10 protein-coding genes are annotated in these 18,201 nt (G+C 43.7%); 7 read left to right on the plus strand and 3 right to left on the minus strand.

Features of this window, described 5'->3' with window-relative positions; all coding sequences use genetic code 11:
• Positions 1 to 177: 177 nt before the first annotated feature.
• From ACRCA4_RS00870 to ACRCA4_RS00890, 5 genes are all read left to right on the plus strand, one after another.
• Complete coding sequence (locus ACRCA4_RS00870; protein WP_433182817.1) at positions 178 to 2,214, plus strand: methyl-accepting chemotaxis protein; 2,037 nt, start codon at positions 178 to 180, stop codon at positions 2,212 to 2,214.
• Positions 2,215 to 2,293: 79 nt separating this feature from the next.
• Positions 2,294 to 3,859 carry a serine hydrolase gene (locus tag ACRCA4_RS00875; protein WP_433182820.1) on the plus strand — a complete coding sequence of 522 codons (1,566 nt, stop codon included), beginning with the start codon at positions 2,294 to 2,296 and terminating at the stop codon, positions 3,857 to 3,859.
• Positions 3,860 to 3,869: 10 nt separating this feature from the next.
• On the plus strand, positions 3,870 to 4,388 hold the full coding sequence (locus ACRCA4_RS00880) for a DUF1569 domain-containing protein (protein WP_433182822.1): 519 nt from the start codon (positions 3,870 to 3,872) through the stop codon (positions 4,386 to 4,388).
• 81 nt (positions 4,389 to 4,469) lie between these two features.
• Positions 4,470 to 5,189: a helix-turn-helix domain-containing protein gene (locus tag ACRCA4_RS00885; protein ID WP_433182825.1), complete on the plus strand. Its 720-nt coding sequence runs from the start codon at positions 4,470 to 4,472 to the stop codon at positions 5,187 to 5,189.
• 67 nt (positions 5,190 to 5,256) lie between these two features.
• Positions 5,257 to 5,958 (plus strand): transglutaminase-like domain-containing protein, encoded by a 702-nt coding sequence (locus tag ACRCA4_RS00890; RefSeq protein ID WP_433182828.1) that lies wholly within the window; start codon positions 5,257 to 5,259, stop codon positions 5,956 to 5,958.
• Between the two features lie 52 nt (positions 5,959 to 6,010).
• Here the strand turns inward: ACRCA4_RS00890 and ACRCA4_RS00895 are convergent, their stop codons facing one another.
• Genes ACRCA4_RS00895 through ACRCA4_RS00905 form a run of 3 tightly spaced genes read right to left on the minus strand, consistent with a single transcriptional unit; the run spans position 6,011 to position 10,786 of the window.
• Complete coding sequence (locus ACRCA4_RS00895) at positions 6,011 to 7,372, minus strand: leucyl aminopeptidase family protein (protein ID WP_433182831.1); 1,362 nt, start codon at positions 7,370 to 7,372, stop codon at positions 6,011 to 6,013.
• Between the two features lie 51 nt (positions 7,373 to 7,423).
• On the minus strand, positions 7,424 to 8,347 hold the full coding sequence (locus ACRCA4_RS00900) for a M14 family metallopeptidase (RefSeq protein ID WP_433182833.1): 924 nt from the start codon (positions 8,345 to 8,347) through the stop codon (positions 7,424 to 7,426).
• A gap of 45 nt (positions 8,348 to 8,392) precedes the next feature.
• Positions 8,393 to 10,786, minus strand: coding sequence for a fatty acid cis/trans isomerase (locus ACRCA4_RS00905; RefSeq protein WP_433182836.1), 2,394 nt, complete (start codon positions 10,784 to 10,786; stop codon positions 8,393 to 8,395).
• Between the two features lie 169 nt (positions 10,787 to 10,955).
• On the opposite strand from ACRCA4_RS00905, the gene recC reads away from it, so the two are divergent.
• On the plus strand, positions 10,956 to 14,384 hold the full coding sequence (recC, locus tag ACRCA4_RS00910; protein WP_433182839.1) for an exodeoxyribonuclease V subunit gamma: 3,429 nt from the start codon (positions 10,956 to 10,958) through the stop codon (positions 14,382 to 14,384).
• Positions 14,377 to 18,192 (plus strand): exodeoxyribonuclease V subunit beta, encoded by a 3,816-nt coding sequence (gene recB, locus ACRCA4_RS00915; RefSeq protein WP_433182842.1) that lies wholly within the window; start codon positions 14,377 to 14,379, stop codon positions 18,190 to 18,192. The genes recC and recB overlap by 8 nt, the downstream gene beginning before the upstream one ends.
• The last annotated feature ends 9 nt before the right edge of the window (positions 18,193 to 18,201 follow it).

The following is an 18,201-nucleotide window of genomic DNA, read 5'->3' on the forward strand; positions in this document are numbered from 1 at the left end:
TATTATAATTTTTCTATTATCACTAGGATGGTGTAAACCAGGTTTTAATGATGTAACTAATTTTATTACCGACAATAAAATTACGACCAAAACAATCTGACTGTTATCATGGAAAGCTAGCATTTTTATAAAGAGTGTGATTAATATTAGTTTATATGCTTTGCGCTAGGAGTCACTATGGTCAAAATTAAGCAACTGTCTATAAAACAAAAATTTCTGTTTAGTATCGCTTCAGTTATTACAGTATTGTCGGTGATGACTTCTTGGTTTACCGTGAATCATCTAAGCGAATTGACTCGTGATAGAGTTAAAACAGAAGTAAGTAGTAAGGTTGAAGCCGGTGCTATAGATGCACTTAAATTTTTTAGCGAATACACCCAAGTATCTCGTACCTTTATTGAAAATCCCCAGTTTATAAAATGGTTTGCTGAGTATCCAGGTCGGGGCGTAGATCTGAATACAGTTCCAGGCTATGAAGATATTAATAATACTTTTAAAAGCATTAGTGAGCGAGATCCGGTTATCTTGTCTGCTTTTTTTGGTTTTGGTCCTTCAGACGAATATTTTCGTGAAGATGAACGCACTGGGGTAGATAAAGAAGGGCCAGATGCAGGCAAGCTTGATAAAGGTTACTTTGTTACTAAGCGTCCTTGGTATCAAGAAATGGTTAAAGAAAATGCTTATGTGGTTCGCTCTCCGCATGAAGATTTTCAAACTGGCCGTATTTCAGGGGTAGTTCAAGGCCCAGTTTATTTCCCTGACGGCACTTTAATGGGTTTTGGTGGTGTTGATCTGCATATGAATAAAATGGGCGAGCAAGTCGACCAAATTCAATATGAAGGTGAAGGTTTTGCATTCTTGCTAGATGAAAAAGGCAATTTAGTGCATTTAGCCACTCGCGCGGGTATTGATCAAATAAAAGTAAATGACAGCTTTAGTAAGTTAAATGATTTACCTGACTCATCAGGCTTTCATTTATTAGTTGAAGCGGCAAAAAAACAAACTTCAGGCTTTATTCCGGTGAGACTTAAAGGCAAAAATTATTATGCCTCATTCCAGCCTGTGGCAGCTGATTTCCCTAAAATAGCTTGGTTAACAGGCTTGTTAGTGCCAGAGCATATGATTGAGGCTCCAATCCAACAGGCAGCAAACTGGGCCATTGTATTTACCGTTATCTTTATTACCGCTATGGTTATCGTGGTATTGCTATTAATTCGTATTATTCTAAAACCACTGTCTGCATTAGAGTTGGCGCTGCGTGGTATTGCTAGTGGTGAAGGTGATTTAACGCGTACTATTCAAATAACCAATGAAGATGAAGTAGGTATTATTGCTAAGCATTTTAATGCGTTTGTCGCAAAACTGCGTCAGTCAATACAAGATACCGCCAGCCAAGCGGATAAAGTGCAGTACTCTAGCCAGCACCTAACCGCAGTCGCAACTGATACCAATAACGAAATTCAAGCAAATAAGCAGCAAATAGACTCTGTCTCTGCAGCGGTAAATGAAATGGCGGCAACTGTTCAAGAAATTAGCCATAACGCCCACGAGACAAGTGATGCTGCTATTGTTGCTCAGCAACAAGTAGATGAAGGCACTAATTTGTCTAATAGCTCAGTGTCAGATATGGGTATGCTAGCTAAAACGATGCTTGATAGTGTAGAAGTTATTGCCGGTTTAGCTAAAGAATCTGAAAATATTGGAACTGTTGTTGATGTAATTAAATCAATTGCTGATCAGACTAACTTACTGGCATTAAATGCTGCTATAGAAGCTGCGCGGGCCGGTGATCAAGGTCGCGGGTTTGCAGTAGTTGCTGACGAAGTAAGATCATTAGCCGGACGGACAAGTGATAGTACTGAGCATATTCGAGTTATGGTCGAAAAGTTACAGCATATTGCTAAAAATGCCGAAAATAAAATGCAGCAAGGTAAGCAACAAACTGAACAGAGCGCTGACAGAGCTAAAGCAATCCAAAGTGCACTGGCTAAAATTAGTGTAGCTATCGATAAAGTGCAGCAGCAAAGTAGTGAAATTGCTGGGGCAACTTCACAGCAGCAAGTGGTGGCTGAAGATATTAATCAGCGTCTAACGGAAGTGAATGACTTAGTGAATAGTACTGCTAAACATGCGGATGCATTATCGTTAGAGGCTATTTCATTAGATAAGTCAGCCACTGAGCTTAATAAAATTGTTCAGCAATTTAAGATTTAATCCCACTTAAACCTAGATGCTGTTAACCGCCACGGTTAGCAGCACCTAGGCAAAACTATTTCACTTTGGAGGCCCTTCCATGCACGCAATGTCTAAAATAATTAGCGTTTCTTTATTAAGCGCCTTGATATCCGCCTGTAGCTCTACAGTCACCAGCCCTGAACAGAGCAATCTAGCTTTAGATCAAAAAATTCGCCAAACAGCACAAGCAAGTTTGCAAGCATTTAATATTCCCGGTATTGCCGTGGTTGCAGTACAAGATGGCAAAGTTGTTTTAGCTGAAGGTTTTGGTATTCGTGATCTTGCCAACCAAGAGCCGGTAACAGCGGATACATTGTTTGGTATCGCTTCTCATACTAAAGCCTTTACCGCTGCGGCTATTGGACAGCTGGTTGCACAAGGGAAAGTGAATTGGGATGATAAAGTTATTCAACATTTACCCGAATTTCGCTTAGCGGATGCAAGCTTAACGGAAAAAGTGACTATTAGAGATTTATTAAGTCATCGCACAGGCTTAGGCTTAGGTGCAGGTGACTTAATGATTTGGCCAAATACAGATAAAACCTCAGAGCAACTCTTAGCGGGTGTTGCTCATATACCGATAGAAAAAGATTTACGCCAAGGGTTTGCCTATAACAACCTAATGTTTGTAACCGCAGGGCTAGTAATAGAACGAGTAACCGGCGTACCTTATGCGCAATATATTGCCGAGCACTTTTTCCAACCGTTACAAATGGAAAACAGCGTTGTAGGCTTTGATAACTTAAAGCCAGATAACAGCAATATTGCTATTGGTAATATCGACTATAAAGGCGAAGTACACCGTTTCCCGCTTGATTATTTACAAGATTTCGCAGCTGCAGGTGCCACCCTATCTAGTGTTGATGATATGGGTAACTGGCTTCTTACGTTATTAAATGAAGGTAAAAGCCCAAGCGGTGAGCAAATAATAGCGCCTGAGCAATTAGCGCAAATGTGGCAGCTAACTACACCATTGCCGGTGCGGCATAAACCGGGCCAGCAAAGCACTCATTTTAGAGGCTACGGCATGGGCTGGTTTGTAAAAGACTACCATGGTGTAAAACATATCTCGCATAGCGGTGGTATCTTAGGCATGTTGTCGTTAACAACGCTAATTCCAGAGAAAAATTTCGCCATTACAGTATTGTCTAATCAACAGGCTTTCCAAGGTTTAACAACAGTAACAGAAGAAGCCTTAGAGCAAGTGCTTAACTTGCCCGACACTGATTGGTTAGCATTGCAAACTAAACAATATCAAGAGTTTATGCAGCATAAAAATAGCTTTGCATTAAAGCCTGCTGATAATAAAGCTGCTGCACTACCGTTAAAACATTATGCCGGCAAATACCAAGATAATTGGTATGGTGAAGTGACAATACAGAAACAAGCTGAACAACTGCATATTCGTTTTGAGCATACTGAAATGTTAAAAGGTGTATTAGAGCACTATGATGGCAATACCTTTGTTGTCCGTTGGAATGAACCTTTATTAGAAGCTGACGCTTTTATCCGCTTTACTGCGGCTGATAACGGTAAAATTAACAGCGCAACAATGGAAGCTATAGCCGACTTTACTGACTTTAGCTTTGATTTTCATAATTTAAACTTAGTTAAAAAGCAGTAACCAATAACTTATGCAGCGGCGTAAGTTTATCCAATTCGCTCTTGCCGTTCCGGTGGCGACCTTATTAGGTACTAAGGTTGTTGCTATGGTGCGGCATTATCCGTTGGCTGATTTGCTGCAACAGCTTAAACGTTATCCAGCAGATAAGTTAATTAACCACGGCGACTGGCCTGTCAGTCAGATATTGCAGCACTTAGCGCAAAGTGTCCGTTATTCTCGCCTTGGTTATCCTGAGCATAAATCAACCTTATTTCATTATACTGCTGGCAGCATTGCATTTAATGCTTTTGCCGCCAGCGGTAGCATGCATCATGCGTTAAATGAACCTATACCTGGGGCACCGAGTTTAGTGAACAAGGTGCCTAATGATGTCGCGCTGGCTGAGTTGATACAAGAGCTAGAAATATTCATTGCTTGGCAAGGTGACTTAGCGGCGCACTTTGCTTATGGCCACCTAACTAAACAGCAATATTACACTGCGCATTATTTGCATATTCAGGATCATCTTAAGCAAATTAGTTTAAGTTAAAATATAAAGTTTAGTGGATCGCTAAAATGAGAGCTGCAATGACGAACCGCTGTACCTATTACACAAAGCAAGAGCATTAAAGTGGCTGAATCATCAAGGTCTTTACAAACCGTGTCATATTTTTTGCCGGGTATGGCTATTGCCTATGGCCAGGCTATTGATACCCATCCGCATCGCCATTCACTATGGCAGCTTTGTTTACCTAGTGATCTTTATTATTTAAATGGTCAGCCATTAACAACGGGTAAAGTTATTCAGCCCAATGAATTGCATCAGCTTTCTATGCCTAATGGCTGGGTTATTTTAGCAGAGCCAGAAAGCTTATTAGGCGAGGCGATTAGCGGCTTACCGCAGCAGTTACCTAGCGTAACTAAAGACGCTAGGTTAGAAGCCTTACTTGGCCAGTTAAGTGGTTTTGATCAGTTAGCTTTTGCGTTAAACCATAATAGCTATCAATGCCGTGATCCGCGCTTATTAGCTTTACTGGCTAAGTTAGATAATTGCCTGCAAGCAGAATGTGTCAAGCCGGAACAATGGCGAGCCAAAGAGATTGCATTTGACTTAGCTCTTTCTGAAAGCCGATTTTTACATTTAGTTAAAGCCGAACTAGGCATAGCGTGGCGGCCATATTTATTATGGCGACGGCTGATCTGTGCGGTGCAGGCCATCAAAAGTGGCCGTAGTGCAACAGATGCAGCCTATTTAGCCGGGTTTAGTGATAGTGCTCATCTTAGCCGGACGATTAAAAGCACCTTTGGCATGACCAGCAAACAATTATTAACGAGCTTCTCAGCAAGATAGCCAGTTTATTCAATTTTCAGCTACAGCCAAAGGTTAAGCTAGCCTCTAAACCTAGGAGGTAAGCATTATGAATCAATTAACAGCAGCAACCCCCATTCTGGATTTTCAACACAAGAGTATTCAGCAATTAATTAAGCAGCGAGGTTGGAACAAACTTGAGCCTGTGCAAGCTGTAACCGCAATATATTATTTTATTCGTGATGAAATTCACTTTGGTTATAACCGTGATGATGCCATTGCCGCCAGTGAGGTGTTAGCCAATGGCTATGGCCAGTGTAATACCAAAGGCTCATTGTTTATGGCGCTTGTGCGAGCCCTTAATATACCTTGTCGCTTGCATGCTTTTACTATTTATAACTCTTTGCAGCAAGGCGCTATTCCGCGCTATTTTATGCCACTGGCACCTAAGCGTATTTTGCATAGTTGGGTAGAGGTGTTATTAGATGGCCAATGGCTTAATGTAGAAGGCTTTATCATTGATAAGGCCTTTTTAAGCCAAGTGCAACGTGGCTTTTCCCAGTGTAATAGCTTTAGTGGTTATGGCATTGCTGTGCCTTGCTTACAACAGCCAAATAATGAATTTAATAACAATCATACTTATATTCAAGCTGAAGGAATTGCCGATGATTTTGGTGTTGTTGCAAGCCCAGATCAGTTTTACGCTAAGCATGGCAGTAATTTGCAAGGCATAAAGAAATTAGCCTACCGTTATGTGTTAAGACATCTTATTAATGTCAATGTAAAACGGATCCGTCAGTATGGCATTTAACAAAAAAGCCCAAGCTAATTGACTTGGGCTTTTAGATAGCTGACTAAGCTCACTAGCTTGCAAAGCGTTGCTGTAAGTATTCAAACACGGCACGAAGACCAAAGGCTTCACCACCTATAGGCCGACCTGGTAGGGCGCGATTATTCCAAGCCATTATATCAAAATGACTCCAGCTAATGCCTTCGTCAACAAAAGCTTCTAGGTATAAAGCGGCTGTTATCGCCCCGCCAAAAGGTGTTTTGCCGCAGTTGGCTAAATCGGCGATATCACTGCCGGTTAGGTCATAATAAGGCTTATAGAGCGGCATGCGCCAAACCGGATCTTCAACCTTTAAACCCGCGGCGGTTATCTCTGCGGCAACGGTATCATCATTACTGAAAAAGCCGGGTAATTCAGTGCCTAAGGCTACCCGCATAGCGCCGGTTAAGGTTGCAAAATCAATCAGTAAGTCAGGCCTATCGTTACTGGCTTCTGCTAAGGCGTCACATAATACTAAGCGGCCTTCGGCGTCGGTATTATCTATTTCAACAGTTAAGCCTTTGCGCGTTTTAATTACATCGCCAGGCCTAAAGGCATTTGCTGACACTGCATTTTCAACCGCAGGCACTAATACCCGCAGGCGCACGGGTAACTTTGCCGCCATAATCTGGTGAGCAAGGCCAATAACATGAGCTGCACCGCCCATGTCTTTTTTCATTAAACGCATGCCAGAGCCTGGCTTTAAATCTAAACCGCCAGAGTCAAAGCAAACACCTTTACCCACTAGGGTGACTTTAGGTGCATTTTCATCGCCCCAGGTTAGGTCAATTAAGCGCGGTAAATTGTCACTAGCACGGCCAACCATATGAATAGTAGGGTAGTTTTGCTTTAATAAATCATCACCAACAATTTGCTGAACCTTGCCACCAAATTCGTCGGCTAATTGCTGCATAACCTCGGCTAAGTGTTGCGGCATCATGTCTGCTGCGGGCGTATTAACAAGATCACGCACTATCGACACCGAGCGAACTAATTGTAAAGTACTGGCTACGATATCGGGGTTATCAATAACCAGTTGCGGGTACTGCTTATCGTTTTTCTTATAACGATCAAACTTATAAGCACCTAAAGCCCAACTAAAAGCAGCAACACGACACTGGGCATCACTGGCTGATAGTAAATATTTGTTTGCCGGCAACTGATTAATAATATCACCACATACCCAATAAGCATCAGGCTTATCGGTAACATAAATAACTTGGCTAATTTGGCCATCGCTATCAGGAATAAGGCTTAAGCCTTTAGCTGAAAATTGAGTGGCCTCAAGCCAGTTTTGTAGCGAAGTGGCTTGTTTAGAAAGCCATTGCTCAAAGTCTTGCTTAGCAATAATAGTTAAAGGAATTCCGGCTGAGCCGTTAATAAGTAATGGGTTCATAAAAATCCACTTAATCAGATAGGTCAGACATAAAATTAACTAAGGTTAGCATTAACCTTGGCTCAATAAGTAATCTAGTGCAGCACAAACAGCAGCAACTTGGGCTTGAATACATTGCTCTGGTGTTGCGGTTGGGCTATCTGGGTAAACCTCTGTTGTGCTAACTAAAGGGGCATTGGTTACGCTGCCACATAGGCCTAGAGAGGCTTTAGCATAGTTGATAACACCAGGTTGTTGTATTGGCTCGCCAATGAGTTTGCCGTTGTCATCTGCAGGGGCGATATGGGTAACCTTTGCTACGGCATCAATAATGGCTTTTTGCAGGGCAGGGCTTGGATGCTCACTGTCGTCTACGGTGTAAAAGCCGTCTGGAATATTCCAATTATGGTTTACGGTGCCATCATGTGCGGCTTTGGCTGGCCTAAATTCGCTGTTGTCGCTATCGGTGGTTTCGTGTAAATCAATGTGTAATGCAAAATTTGTCGCGACTGATTGCACATATTGGCGTGCTGCTATGGCTTCTGCAGCTTTACCCTCTGGGCCAAAGCTGCGGTTAGGATCAATAGCTTCCGGGTTCCAGCGGTTGATGGTTTCATAACCCCAAGGGCTAATACAAGGTAAAACCACTATATTAAAATTGCGGCTATATTCAGCGGCTTTGCTTTGTAAAAAACGCAGTGCGCCATGGACACCACTAGTTTCATAACCATGAACACCACCTGTAACTAGCACAGTTACTTTATTTTGCTGCCAATCGCGGCTTTTAACTGCATATAGAGGGTAAGTTTTTCCACATACGGCTTTGTAATCAAGCTCGCCATATTTAACTAGATTAAACTCTGCAGCTAAGGCTTCTATGTCAGGCAACACTTCAGTAAAAAAACTGCGCTTTATGCTTTGCTCGGCTAACCACTGAGCTTTTTCTGCTGCTGTCCAAGGTTGGCCTGCGGTACCAATGTGATAGGTTTTATTCATATTTAATCCTGTATTCGGCATTCTGAAATCTGGCTACTATAGCATTTATCTGTTATCTAAGCGGTTATAGTCTAATAAGCCGGCTTCTATAGGGTTAAGTTGATTAAAAATAGCATTGAGTTGGTCACTAAACTGCCAAAAGTCGCTGGCGGTTCTGCGCACACCATAATTATTTAATAATTGCTGATAATCTTGTTCATTGGTTAGCTGCTGGGCCATAGCGACTACTTTAGCTAGGTCAGTTTCTTTAACATGCCAAAATACATTGGGATAGCTACCTAATAAACCATTAACAATAGTCATATTATCATTGGCATAGTCACGGTTACTTTCCTCTTTAAATAAACTGTTCACATTGTAGTGGGCGCTATTTCTTATCAAGGTAAATAATTGCGGCGCTAAGTTGCTGTCAGTGGGCTGCAGCATAATCATGGTCAGTTCGGGTAAAAGCGACGCCGCTTTGCCTTTAATTTTGCCCAGCTGCTGCAATAAGGCCTGGCTGTTTGGGCTCAAAGGGCTGTTTTCTAGTTGGTAACGCTTTGGTTGAACTTGGCTTAGTTTGTTGGCAAAAATTTGATAAAGCTCGGCTTTAGGTTGGTCAGTATTAAAAGTGATACCACTAGGCTGAGCAAAGGGGTTAATATCGCCGGCAATAAACTGAGTTAATTCAACCCCCGCTTTTTGATACCAGTCTTTAAATTCAGCGCGGCGTACCTCTGGCGGTAAATAAGCTAGGAAGTTAGACTCGCCTTCCATGCGTAAAAAGTCCATATATAAGCGGGTCATTAATTGGTGGCCATAGTTACCATAGACATCAAAGCCAGCAACTAATAAATAATGAATGCGCTCTAGCAATACATAATCAATAACCCAAGCTGTTTTCGGTGCATCGCCTATTAAGCCTTTTACTACAGTCGCATTATCAAAGTGGCGAAACACAGTAAGGCTAGCGTTATTATTAGTGCCATCCCCATCCCATAGCGCATCAGCGGTTAAATGGCGGCCATCTTTTAATACGCTGTTTAAAAAGTCGCTGCGAGCGCGTAAGTAATCGCCTTGGCGTTTAGCATAAGCCGGCCAATTAATGGCACGAGCCGAGCTTTCGTCTTCAGCTGGCAAGCGTAAGTTATCTTTTTGAGCTAGATAAAAGGCTTCTACCTTGTCGTTAGTAACAAGATCAGGGTCAAGAAAATATACCCAAAAATGATCGTTTATTACGTTTAATGCCACTTGGCCACGACAAACGGGGCCTTTGATATAGCCCATAATTGTATTTTCAGCCCGCTCTAGCATAAAACGATAACGCGCATTAACCGGCAGTTGCACAAAAGCCGTTAGCGGATTAGCAGCAATTTCTGGCTGATAGCTAGGTAGCTCTGCCACCTTATAATCGGCTGCAACAAACCACTGCTGCCACTTAGCTAATAAGTCTTTATTAATTGGATAGGGTTGGTGGGTTTTATTAACAATAGTGGCCCGCACCGGTTGTAAGCGATAATAGACTCTGCTTACCTTAGGATCGTCGTAAGGGCGTCGACTAGCGATTATGTCAATTGCTTGGCCTGGCGGAGTTGTTGAGCGGACTAAGTTATAAAACTGCGGTTGCTGTTGCGCAGTAACCAGTTGCTCAAAATAGAGGTGTGAGGTAAATAAATGCTCATAAATATAACGCGCACTTAGCTGCATTTTTAAGCTATCGTCGTTAAGCCAAGTTTCTAGTTTTTGTATGGCTTGTAATTCGCTATCAGCTAAAGGCGGCTCGGTTGTCATTTTTGCCCCTTGGGCTAACCAAGTGAGTAATTTGCTATGCTCATCAGGAGCTAAAGCGGGCAAACCATAAGGCATGCCAGCTAAAGGCTGGTTACTGGCAAAGCCATCAAATTCTTCTATAGTTGGGCACTGCTGAGCTCTGTTTAAGCTAAAATCAAACTGGTTTGACAAAATAGTCGTATCTGGCAGCGGATGTTGCTGCTTTAACATTAGACTGCGGGCTAATAATGAGGCTTGGGTATTGGCTTCAATATTTTGTTTGCGCTCATTCAGTACAGGAAAAAAGCCACGCTCACGCCATTGCTGAATTTCTAAGGCATCGATAAATAAACGATTTGGCTCCGCTGCATTAAAACGAGTTGCATCATAAACTAAGTCTTTATGGGCACCGCGTTCTATGCCGGCAATAGAGCTTAAATTAAGCTGGCAGGGCGAGTCATAGCAAGCGTGACAGACAACACAGCGCTGTTCTAAAATGGGTTTAACCGTTTGATGATAAACATCATCTTTAGCAGCATTAACTGCAGAGCTTATTGCGCTAGCTCGGTTTGTCGGGGTTGTTTCACCAAATTTTTGATTAAGATCACGCGTTGCAAGTGCGGCACAGCCAGCAATAATAACTAGCATGACTAGTAAAACGGTTTTATTAATACGAAATTTTGCAGCCATGCTGTCTCCGCAGCCTAATTAGAGATGTTGAATAATAACGTTATTTTAGGTTATTTACGAATTATGGCCGGTTAACTTATTACTGCTGTATTTTTTACCAGTGATGTCCATTCTAAAATCTTAGTTGCTGTGCTAATCTGCCAAGATATTGTTTTTGTAGAGAGTTAGCATGCTGCAGCCTGGCTTTGTGGTTATTCATAGTAATCAATTAGAAACCCTACGCGAGTTACTGGTACAGTGGTTAAGTGCTAATCCAGTGCCCGTACTGGGCACAGAAGAGGTGCTAGTACAAAGTAACGGTATTGCTCAGTGGCTAAAAATGGCCTTAGCCGAAACCGCTAATGGTCATCCTGGTATTGCCGCGGGTTTACAGGTTGAATTACCCAATCAATTTGTTTGGCAGCTTTATCGGGCCGTATTAGGCGAGGCCATTCCTAAAAGCTTACCTTATGATAAAAACAACTTAAGCTGGCGCATTTTAGGCTTATTAAACCAGTTATCCGATCCGGTGTTTGCGCCTTTAAACCGCTATTTACAGCAAGACTTAGATGGGCGCAAAAGTTATCAGTTAGCGTTGCGTTTAGCCGACTTATTCGACCAATATCAAGTGTATCGAGCCGACTGGCTACAACATTGGCGTAATGGCGACGATGTTTTAGCTAAAACCCCCCTTAAAACCGTACCCGACGATCAATTATGGCAGCCGGCGCTCTGGCGTTTATTGCAGCAGGATATTGCCAGATCCGCAGGTGATTTAGCCTATTCTAGTCGCGCAGATGTGCATAATCAGGCGTTAGCCGCATTACAGCAGGGCCAATTAGCTAGGCCAGATTTATTGCCTGATCGCATAGTGGTGTTTGGGGTGTCATCGTTAGCTCAGCAAACCATAGAATTGCTGGCGGCTTTGGGATCGCAGCGCCAAGTGTTACTAACGGTACTTAATCCGTGCCGGCATTTTTGGGGCGACATTAGTAGCATTAAAGATGATATGCGAGCTAAGCAAAAGCGTCAGCAGCGTAAGCCAGGCTTGCCCGACGTGCTTGATGCCGATGAACTGTATTTACATGCGCCTGTTTTGCTGGCGAGTTTAGGTAAGCAAGGTCGCGATTACATTAGTTTACTGGATAAGTTTGACCAACCAGAGCAGTATCAGCATTGGTTTAATAATAAAATAGACTTATTCTCTGAGCCGGTAGCAGATATCGCTAAGCTGCCTTTATTGCAACAGCTACAGCAAGATATGTTAGAGCTAAATGCCAGCACAACCGAACCTAGAGTCGTCGCCGCTGACGACAAGAGTATTAGCTTTCATGTTGCCCATAGCCGCCAACGTGAAGTAGAAATTCTGCAAGATAATTTGCTCAGTCAATTTGCCAGTGATAGTAGCTTATTACCGCGTGATATTATTATTATGACGCCAGATATTAGCTTATATCAAAGCCATATTCATGCGGTATTTGGCCGCTTAAACCGCGATGATAAACGCTATTTACCTTATACTTTAGCCGATCAAAGTTTGCGTGGCAGTCAGCCGTTAATGGTGGCGTTAGAATATATTTTACAGCTACCAGAGCAACGCTTTACCTTAACCGAAATGAGTGACTTGCTGGATGTTCCGGCCATTCAGCGCCGTTTTGCTATTAATCCTCAGGCGCTAGGGCAAATTCGCTTATGGCTAAATGAAGCGGGGGTGCGCTGGGGGTTAGATGGCGAACAACGTGCTAGCTTAGGCTTAGATCAACTGGCCGATAATTATAGTTGGATGTTTGGTATAGAGCGGATGCTGCTTGGCTTTGCTCTTGGTGATGTTGAGCAATGGCAGGGCCGGGCACCTTATGCTGAAGTATCAGGCTTAGCCGCCGCAGAAGTGGGGCCTTTACTGCAGTTTATTCAGCAACTTAAACATTGGCAGCAACAACTTGTTGCTCACCCCCAAGCCAGCTTAGCGCAGTGGCAACAAATGCTGTTTGCACAGCCCGGTTTATTAACAGATTTATTCGACTTTAGCAGTGATCAAGATCAGCTTATTTATGGCCGTTTAGCTGATGCTATGCAGCAGTTAGTGGATGCTGGTCTAAGTGGGGATTTTAGCGGTGACATTAGTCTAGCAGTGCTGCGTGAAGCTTGGTTAGACCAAGCCAGTGAATCAGGCTTAAGCCAGCGTTTCTTGGCCGGTAGTTTAACTTTTTCTACCTTAATGCCTATGCGGGCTATTCCGTTTAAACGGGTCTATTTACTGGGTTTAAACGATGGCGAATACCCGCGTACTCGGCAAAGTGATGACTTCGATTTAATGGCCAATGATTATCGCCCTGGTGATCGCTCGCGACGTGATGATGATAGATTTTTATTTTTAGAAGCCATGCTTAGTGCTCGACAAGCATTGTATATAAGCTGGGTAGGCAAGCATATTCGCAATAATAGTGAGCTACCGCCTAGCGTACTGGTAAGTCAATTAGGTGATGTGATAACGCATGGCTGGCAGCATCAGTCTGGTTTACCTGTGCTAAAAGCACTTAGCCAAGAATACCCATTACAGCCTTTTTCACCACGCTATTTTAATGGTGAATACGCAACCTATGCTTATGAATGGCAAGCTGCGCATCAGACTGAGCCAGCATGTAAAGACTCACTTAACAGTACAGAGCAAGAAGCACTTAGCAGTACAGCGCAACAAGAGGCTTTGCCGGTATTAAGTGTGCGTTTATTAGATGACTTTTTAGCCAACCCCTGTCGGCATTATTTAAATCAACGCTTTAAAACCCGCTTTTATCAGTCGGCAATGCAGGCGCAAGATGATGAGCCTTTTGTACTCGACACTCTGCAACTTTATCAATTAAAGCAACAGTTATTGCAACAGCTGTTACATAAACCCGATTTTAATTTATCTGCCGCTGTAGCTCAATTAAGCCAGCAAGCTAAATTACCACTGGCTATATTTGGCAAAAATGTTGCGGCAAGCATAGAGCGTGAAGTGGAGGTAGTTTTTAATCGATATCGCTCTGATGGCATCGCTTGGCAAAAAGCTGCTCAGCCCTTAGCTATTTCCTTGCAGTTTGCTGATGTGGCATTAAACGACAATTTAACTCAGCTCTACCAAGCTGGCTCGTCAGGCATTGAGCAACAAGCACTGATATTATTACGCGCTAGCGCTATTCGTAAAGATGACCAATTGCGTTGGTATACCTTGCGCACTAGTTGGTTACAGCAATTAGTGGCCAATGCGCAAGGCGCTAAGGTAAGCACCTTGCAGTATGGGTTAGATGATAAAGTGCAGCTAATAGCGCAAGCGAAAGACAGCGCTTTTGCGCAGCTACAACAGCTGGTTAACTATTGGCAACAAGGCTTGCAGCAGCCGCTACCTGTAATGCCAAAAACGGCAATATGTTGGCTGCAAACTCAAGATGCAGAAAAGTGTCGGCAAACCTATGAAGGGGGTTACACCTTTGGCGGTGAACGGGATAATAGCCCCGAGCTACAACGCTATTACCCTGATTTTGCGAGTCTAGAGCAAGCAGGCTTTGCAACATGGGCAGAGCAGCTATATCAACCGTTATTAAATGCCAAATTAGCTAAGCAGGAGTCTGATCTTGACTAAACAACAGGTAAATTCAGATCTCAGCGCTGTGATTACGCTTAAGCCATTACAGTTTGAACTGCATGGCAGCCGATTAATAGAGGCGAGTGCCGGTACGGGCAAAACCTATACCTTGGCTGCGTTATATCTGCGTTTAGTGCTGGGCCATGGTGTCGCCGAGCAAACTGCCTTTAATCGGCCTTTATTACCGCCAGAAATATTAGTGGTCACCTTCACTAAAGCGGCAACGGCTGAGCTGCGAGATCGTATTCGGGCTCGCTTAGTGGAAGCGGCTATTGCTTTTCGCCAACACCAAAGTGCGGATAGCTTTATTAAAGATTTATTAGCCGAATACCCGCCAGAGTTGCATTTTCGTTGTGCCGGAGTGTTAGAGCGCGCCGCGCAATGGATGGATGAAGCCGCTGTTTTTACTATTCATGGTTGGTGCCAGCGCATGTTAAGCGAGCATGCCTTTGACTCTGGCGCGGCTTTTGGCGAGAACCTAAGCAATGACAATAAGCAATTATTACATACCTTAGCTTGCGATTATTGGCGCAGTTTTTTATACCCATTACAAGATCCAAATCTATTACAGGCGCTGGGGAATGTCAGTAAGTCTCCTGATGACTTACTGGCAGATATCAAGCCTTGGTTACAAGCCGATGCCGGCAACTTACATTTTACCGTTAAGGGGGCCGATTTACCTGAAGCCTTAAGTCCAGATCAAGTGGCGCAACCTTTAGCTGACTGGGTAAACCTAATTCAGGCCCATTGTCAGCTAATGCAGCAGGCGCTTGATGCTGAAGCCTTAGCGCAGTTAGACGATGCCTATGCTAATAGTTGGTTAAACGGCAATAAGTTTCGCAAAGCAAGCTGGCAAGAGCAGGAGCGCGCATGGTGGCAAAAAATAATAGCAGAGCCAGAGTTGTTACATTGGCAACAAAGCGATTTTGCTAAGAATGTAAAAAAGTTCAGCCTAGAGCATTTAACAGCCGGCACTAAAAAAGGCCAGCCATTAGTGCAACATCCGGTGTTTGCTTTGTTTGATCAGGCTTTGCAGCTATTAGAGCAACAACCTGATATCGCCATTCATGTTCGCCATCATGCGGCCTTATGGTTAACCGCAGAATTTAGGCAACGTAAAAAGCAAGGTGCCGAGCGCGACTTTAACGACTTACTTCTTGATTTACACCAAGCCCTAAATGCCTCAGGCGGAGAAGTGCTTGCCGCGCGTATTCGCCAGCAATATCCGTTTGCTATGGTTGACGAGTTTCAAGACACGGATCCAATACAGTTTGCTATTTTTCAGGCTATTTATCCTGATGTTACTAGCCGCGAAACAGGGCTAGTGTTAGTGGGCGATCCTAAGCAAGCTATTTATAGTTTCCGTGGTGCAGATTTACATACTTACTTGCACGCTAAGCGTTTAACAGAGCAGCGCCATTATAATTTAAGTACAAACTATCGTTCGACTACAGACTTAGTGGCTGCGGTGAATGCGTTATTTAGCCAAGCAGAGCAAAGCCCTCAAGGCGCCTTTGGATTTGGCTCTGCTGCTACTAATACTACGGATGCTAATAGTGATAGCCAGACTCGCACACCGCTGCCTTTTTTAGCTGTTAAAGCACAAGGTAAAGCCGAACACTTTATTTTAGCTAGTCAAGCAAATTCGGCCCAAACTGTGTCTGCGCAAGCTGTGCCGGCTGTTAACTATTGGCTGGCTGATATTACAACCGAGGAGTTAAAAAAAGGCGCTTATCAGCAATTAATGGCAGCTGCCTGTGCCGACCAAATAGCCTTTATTTTAAGCCAAGCACAACAAGCTAAAGCGGGTTTTGTTAAGTCAGACGCGGCTAAGCATGCTGAGTTTATGCAAGTTGAGCTTACGCAAGACGAATTTACGCCAGTACAGCCTTCTGATATTGCTATTTTGGTTCGAGATCGTAATGAAGCCGCTTTGGTAAGAAAACAGCTAAGCCAGCGGCAAATTCGTTCGGTTTATTTGTCTGACAGTGAATCTATTTTTGCCAGTGCCGAAGCCACAGCGTTATTATTTTGGCTGCGGGCCTGCTATGAAATTGAGGATGAAAATGCCCTACGTATGGCCTTAGCGTTACCCTTATCAGGGCAAACGGATGCTAAATTAGACTATTACTTTAATAACGAGCCAGCATGGGAAGCCTTAACAGAGCAAGTGCGCGAGTTTAAATTAGTTTGGCGCTTTAAAGGGGTGCTGGCGCTGGTGCAAGCTTGGTTGCATTACTTTGAACTGCCCAGTTTATGGTTAAGCCAAGAGCAAGGCGAGCGTACTTTAACCAATATATTGCACTTAGCTGAATTATTGCAGCATGAAAGCCAGCAACGAGATGGTGAAACGGGTTTAATTCGCTGGTTAGCCGAGCAAATAGAGCAGCCCGATAGCGCTGAAGAGCAACAACTGCGGCTAGAGAGTGAGCAACAACTAGTGCAAGTGGTGACTATCCATAAAAGTAAGGGCCTACAATACCCGCTGGTATTTTTACCCTTTATTTGTGGCTATAAAGCGGCGACGGCTAAGCAGCCTCAGCGTTATTACGATGGCACTAAAATGGTGCTAGATTTAAGCCCAGATGAAGCTGCGGTTGAGCAAGCCGAACGTGAACGTTTACGTGAAGATATTCGGCTGTTATATGTTGCCTTAACCCGGCCTATTTATGCTTGCTGGTTAGGCTTAGCTGCTTATAGTGAAGGTAATAGTAAAGGCAGTAAAATTGCCCTTAGCGGCATGGGTAATCTATTGCAGTTGGGTGCTGATGTTGATCAGCAAAAACTCGCTGCCGTTTTGGCCGACTTACCTTGGCAGCAACAGCCTATTTTAGAACAACAACCACCATTAGCTGCCACTGCCACCGCAGAATTAAGCCCAGCTTTACGCTTAGCTTCAGCCGTCAACCAGCAACGCTGGTGGATTGCGAGTTACTCGGCGTTACGTAAAGCCGATAGCCACAGTACGAATAGGCTAATAGCAAACAGCCCAGAAACTGAGGCTAGCAGTGACTTAGCTGCCGATACGGCCTTAGATACCCAGCGCTTAGAAGAAGCGTATGAACCCGTCGCAAGCAGTGAGCTACAAGAGTCCATTCATGACTTTCCGCGTGGTGCCGTTGCTGGTACGTTTTTGCACCAATTATTTGAGCAAGCGCAGCAACAGGGGTTTAGCCAATGTGATGCAACAGCTATTAACGCAATTTTAGAGCAAAGCTTGCCACGGCATAACTGGCAGTCATGGCAGCCAGTATTAGCCCCGTGGTTTGCCACTATGCTAAGCACGCCTATTTCAGCCTTAGGGGTAAGTTTATCGGGCTTAGGGCAGCAACGAGCTGAGCTAGAATTCTGGCTAGAAACCCGTCAGGTTGATGTGCTGGCGCTAGATAAGATTATTAGCCAAGCTATTTTGCCAGGCCAAGCTAGGCCAATGTTATTAGCCGATCATCTAAATGGCATGCTTAAAGGTTTTATCGATTTAACCTTGCAAGATAGTCAAGGTCGCTATTGGGTGTTGGATTATAAGTCGAATTGGTTAGGCGATAATAACGAGGCGTATAACCAAGACAGCATGCAACAAATGTTTTTACAACACAGATATGATGTGCAAGCAGCGTTATATATGCTGGCCTTGCATCGGTTGTTAAAACAACGTCAGCCTGGTTATTTAGCTGCACCAGAGCAGTATATTGGCGGTGCTTTATATTGGTTTATTCGAGCCCCTAGCGAGGGTCAGCTAGATATCATGCCAAGCCCAGCATTGCTGCAGGCTTTAGATCAGCTGTTTGCTAATGAAAGCGGCTAATTCTGGCAG

It is taken from the genome of Rheinheimera sp. WS51, assembly GCF_050936095.1.
In the GTDB taxonomy this organism is placed as follows: Bacteria; Pseudomonadota; Gammaproteobacteria; order Enterobacterales; family Alteromonadaceae; genus Alishewanella.

Coding starts and splice junctions, on each gene's coding strand:
- ACRCA4_RS00890 (WP_433182828.1), top strand. CDS start 5,257: ATGAATCAATTAACAGCAGCAACCCCCATTCTGGATTTTCAACACAAG.
- ACRCA4_RS00900 (WP_433182833.1), bottom strand. CDS start 8,347: ATGAATAAAACCTATCACATTGGTACCGCAGGCCAACCTTGGACAGCA.
- ACRCA4_RS00870 (WP_433182817.1), top strand. CDS start 178: ATGGTCAAAATTAAGCAACTGTCTATAAAACAAAAATTTCTGTTTAGT.
- ACRCA4_RS00895 (WP_433182831.1), bottom strand. CDS start 7,372: ATGAACCCATTACTTATTAACGGCTCAGCCGGAATTCCTTTAACTATT.
- ACRCA4_RS00875 (WP_433182820.1), top strand. CDS start 2,294: ATGCACGCAATGTCTAAAATAATTAGCGTTTCTTTATTAAGCGCCTTG.
- recC (WP_433182839.1), top strand. CDS start 10,956: ATGCTGCAGCCTGGCTTTGTGGTTATTCATAGTAATCAATTAGAAACC.
- ACRCA4_RS00905 (WP_433182836.1), bottom strand. CDS start 10,786: ATGGCTGCAAAATTTCGTATTAATAAAACCGTTTTACTAGTCATGCTA.
- ACRCA4_RS00880 (WP_433182822.1), top strand. CDS start 3,870: ATGCAGCGGCGTAAGTTTATCCAATTCGCTCTTGCCGTTCCGGTGGCG.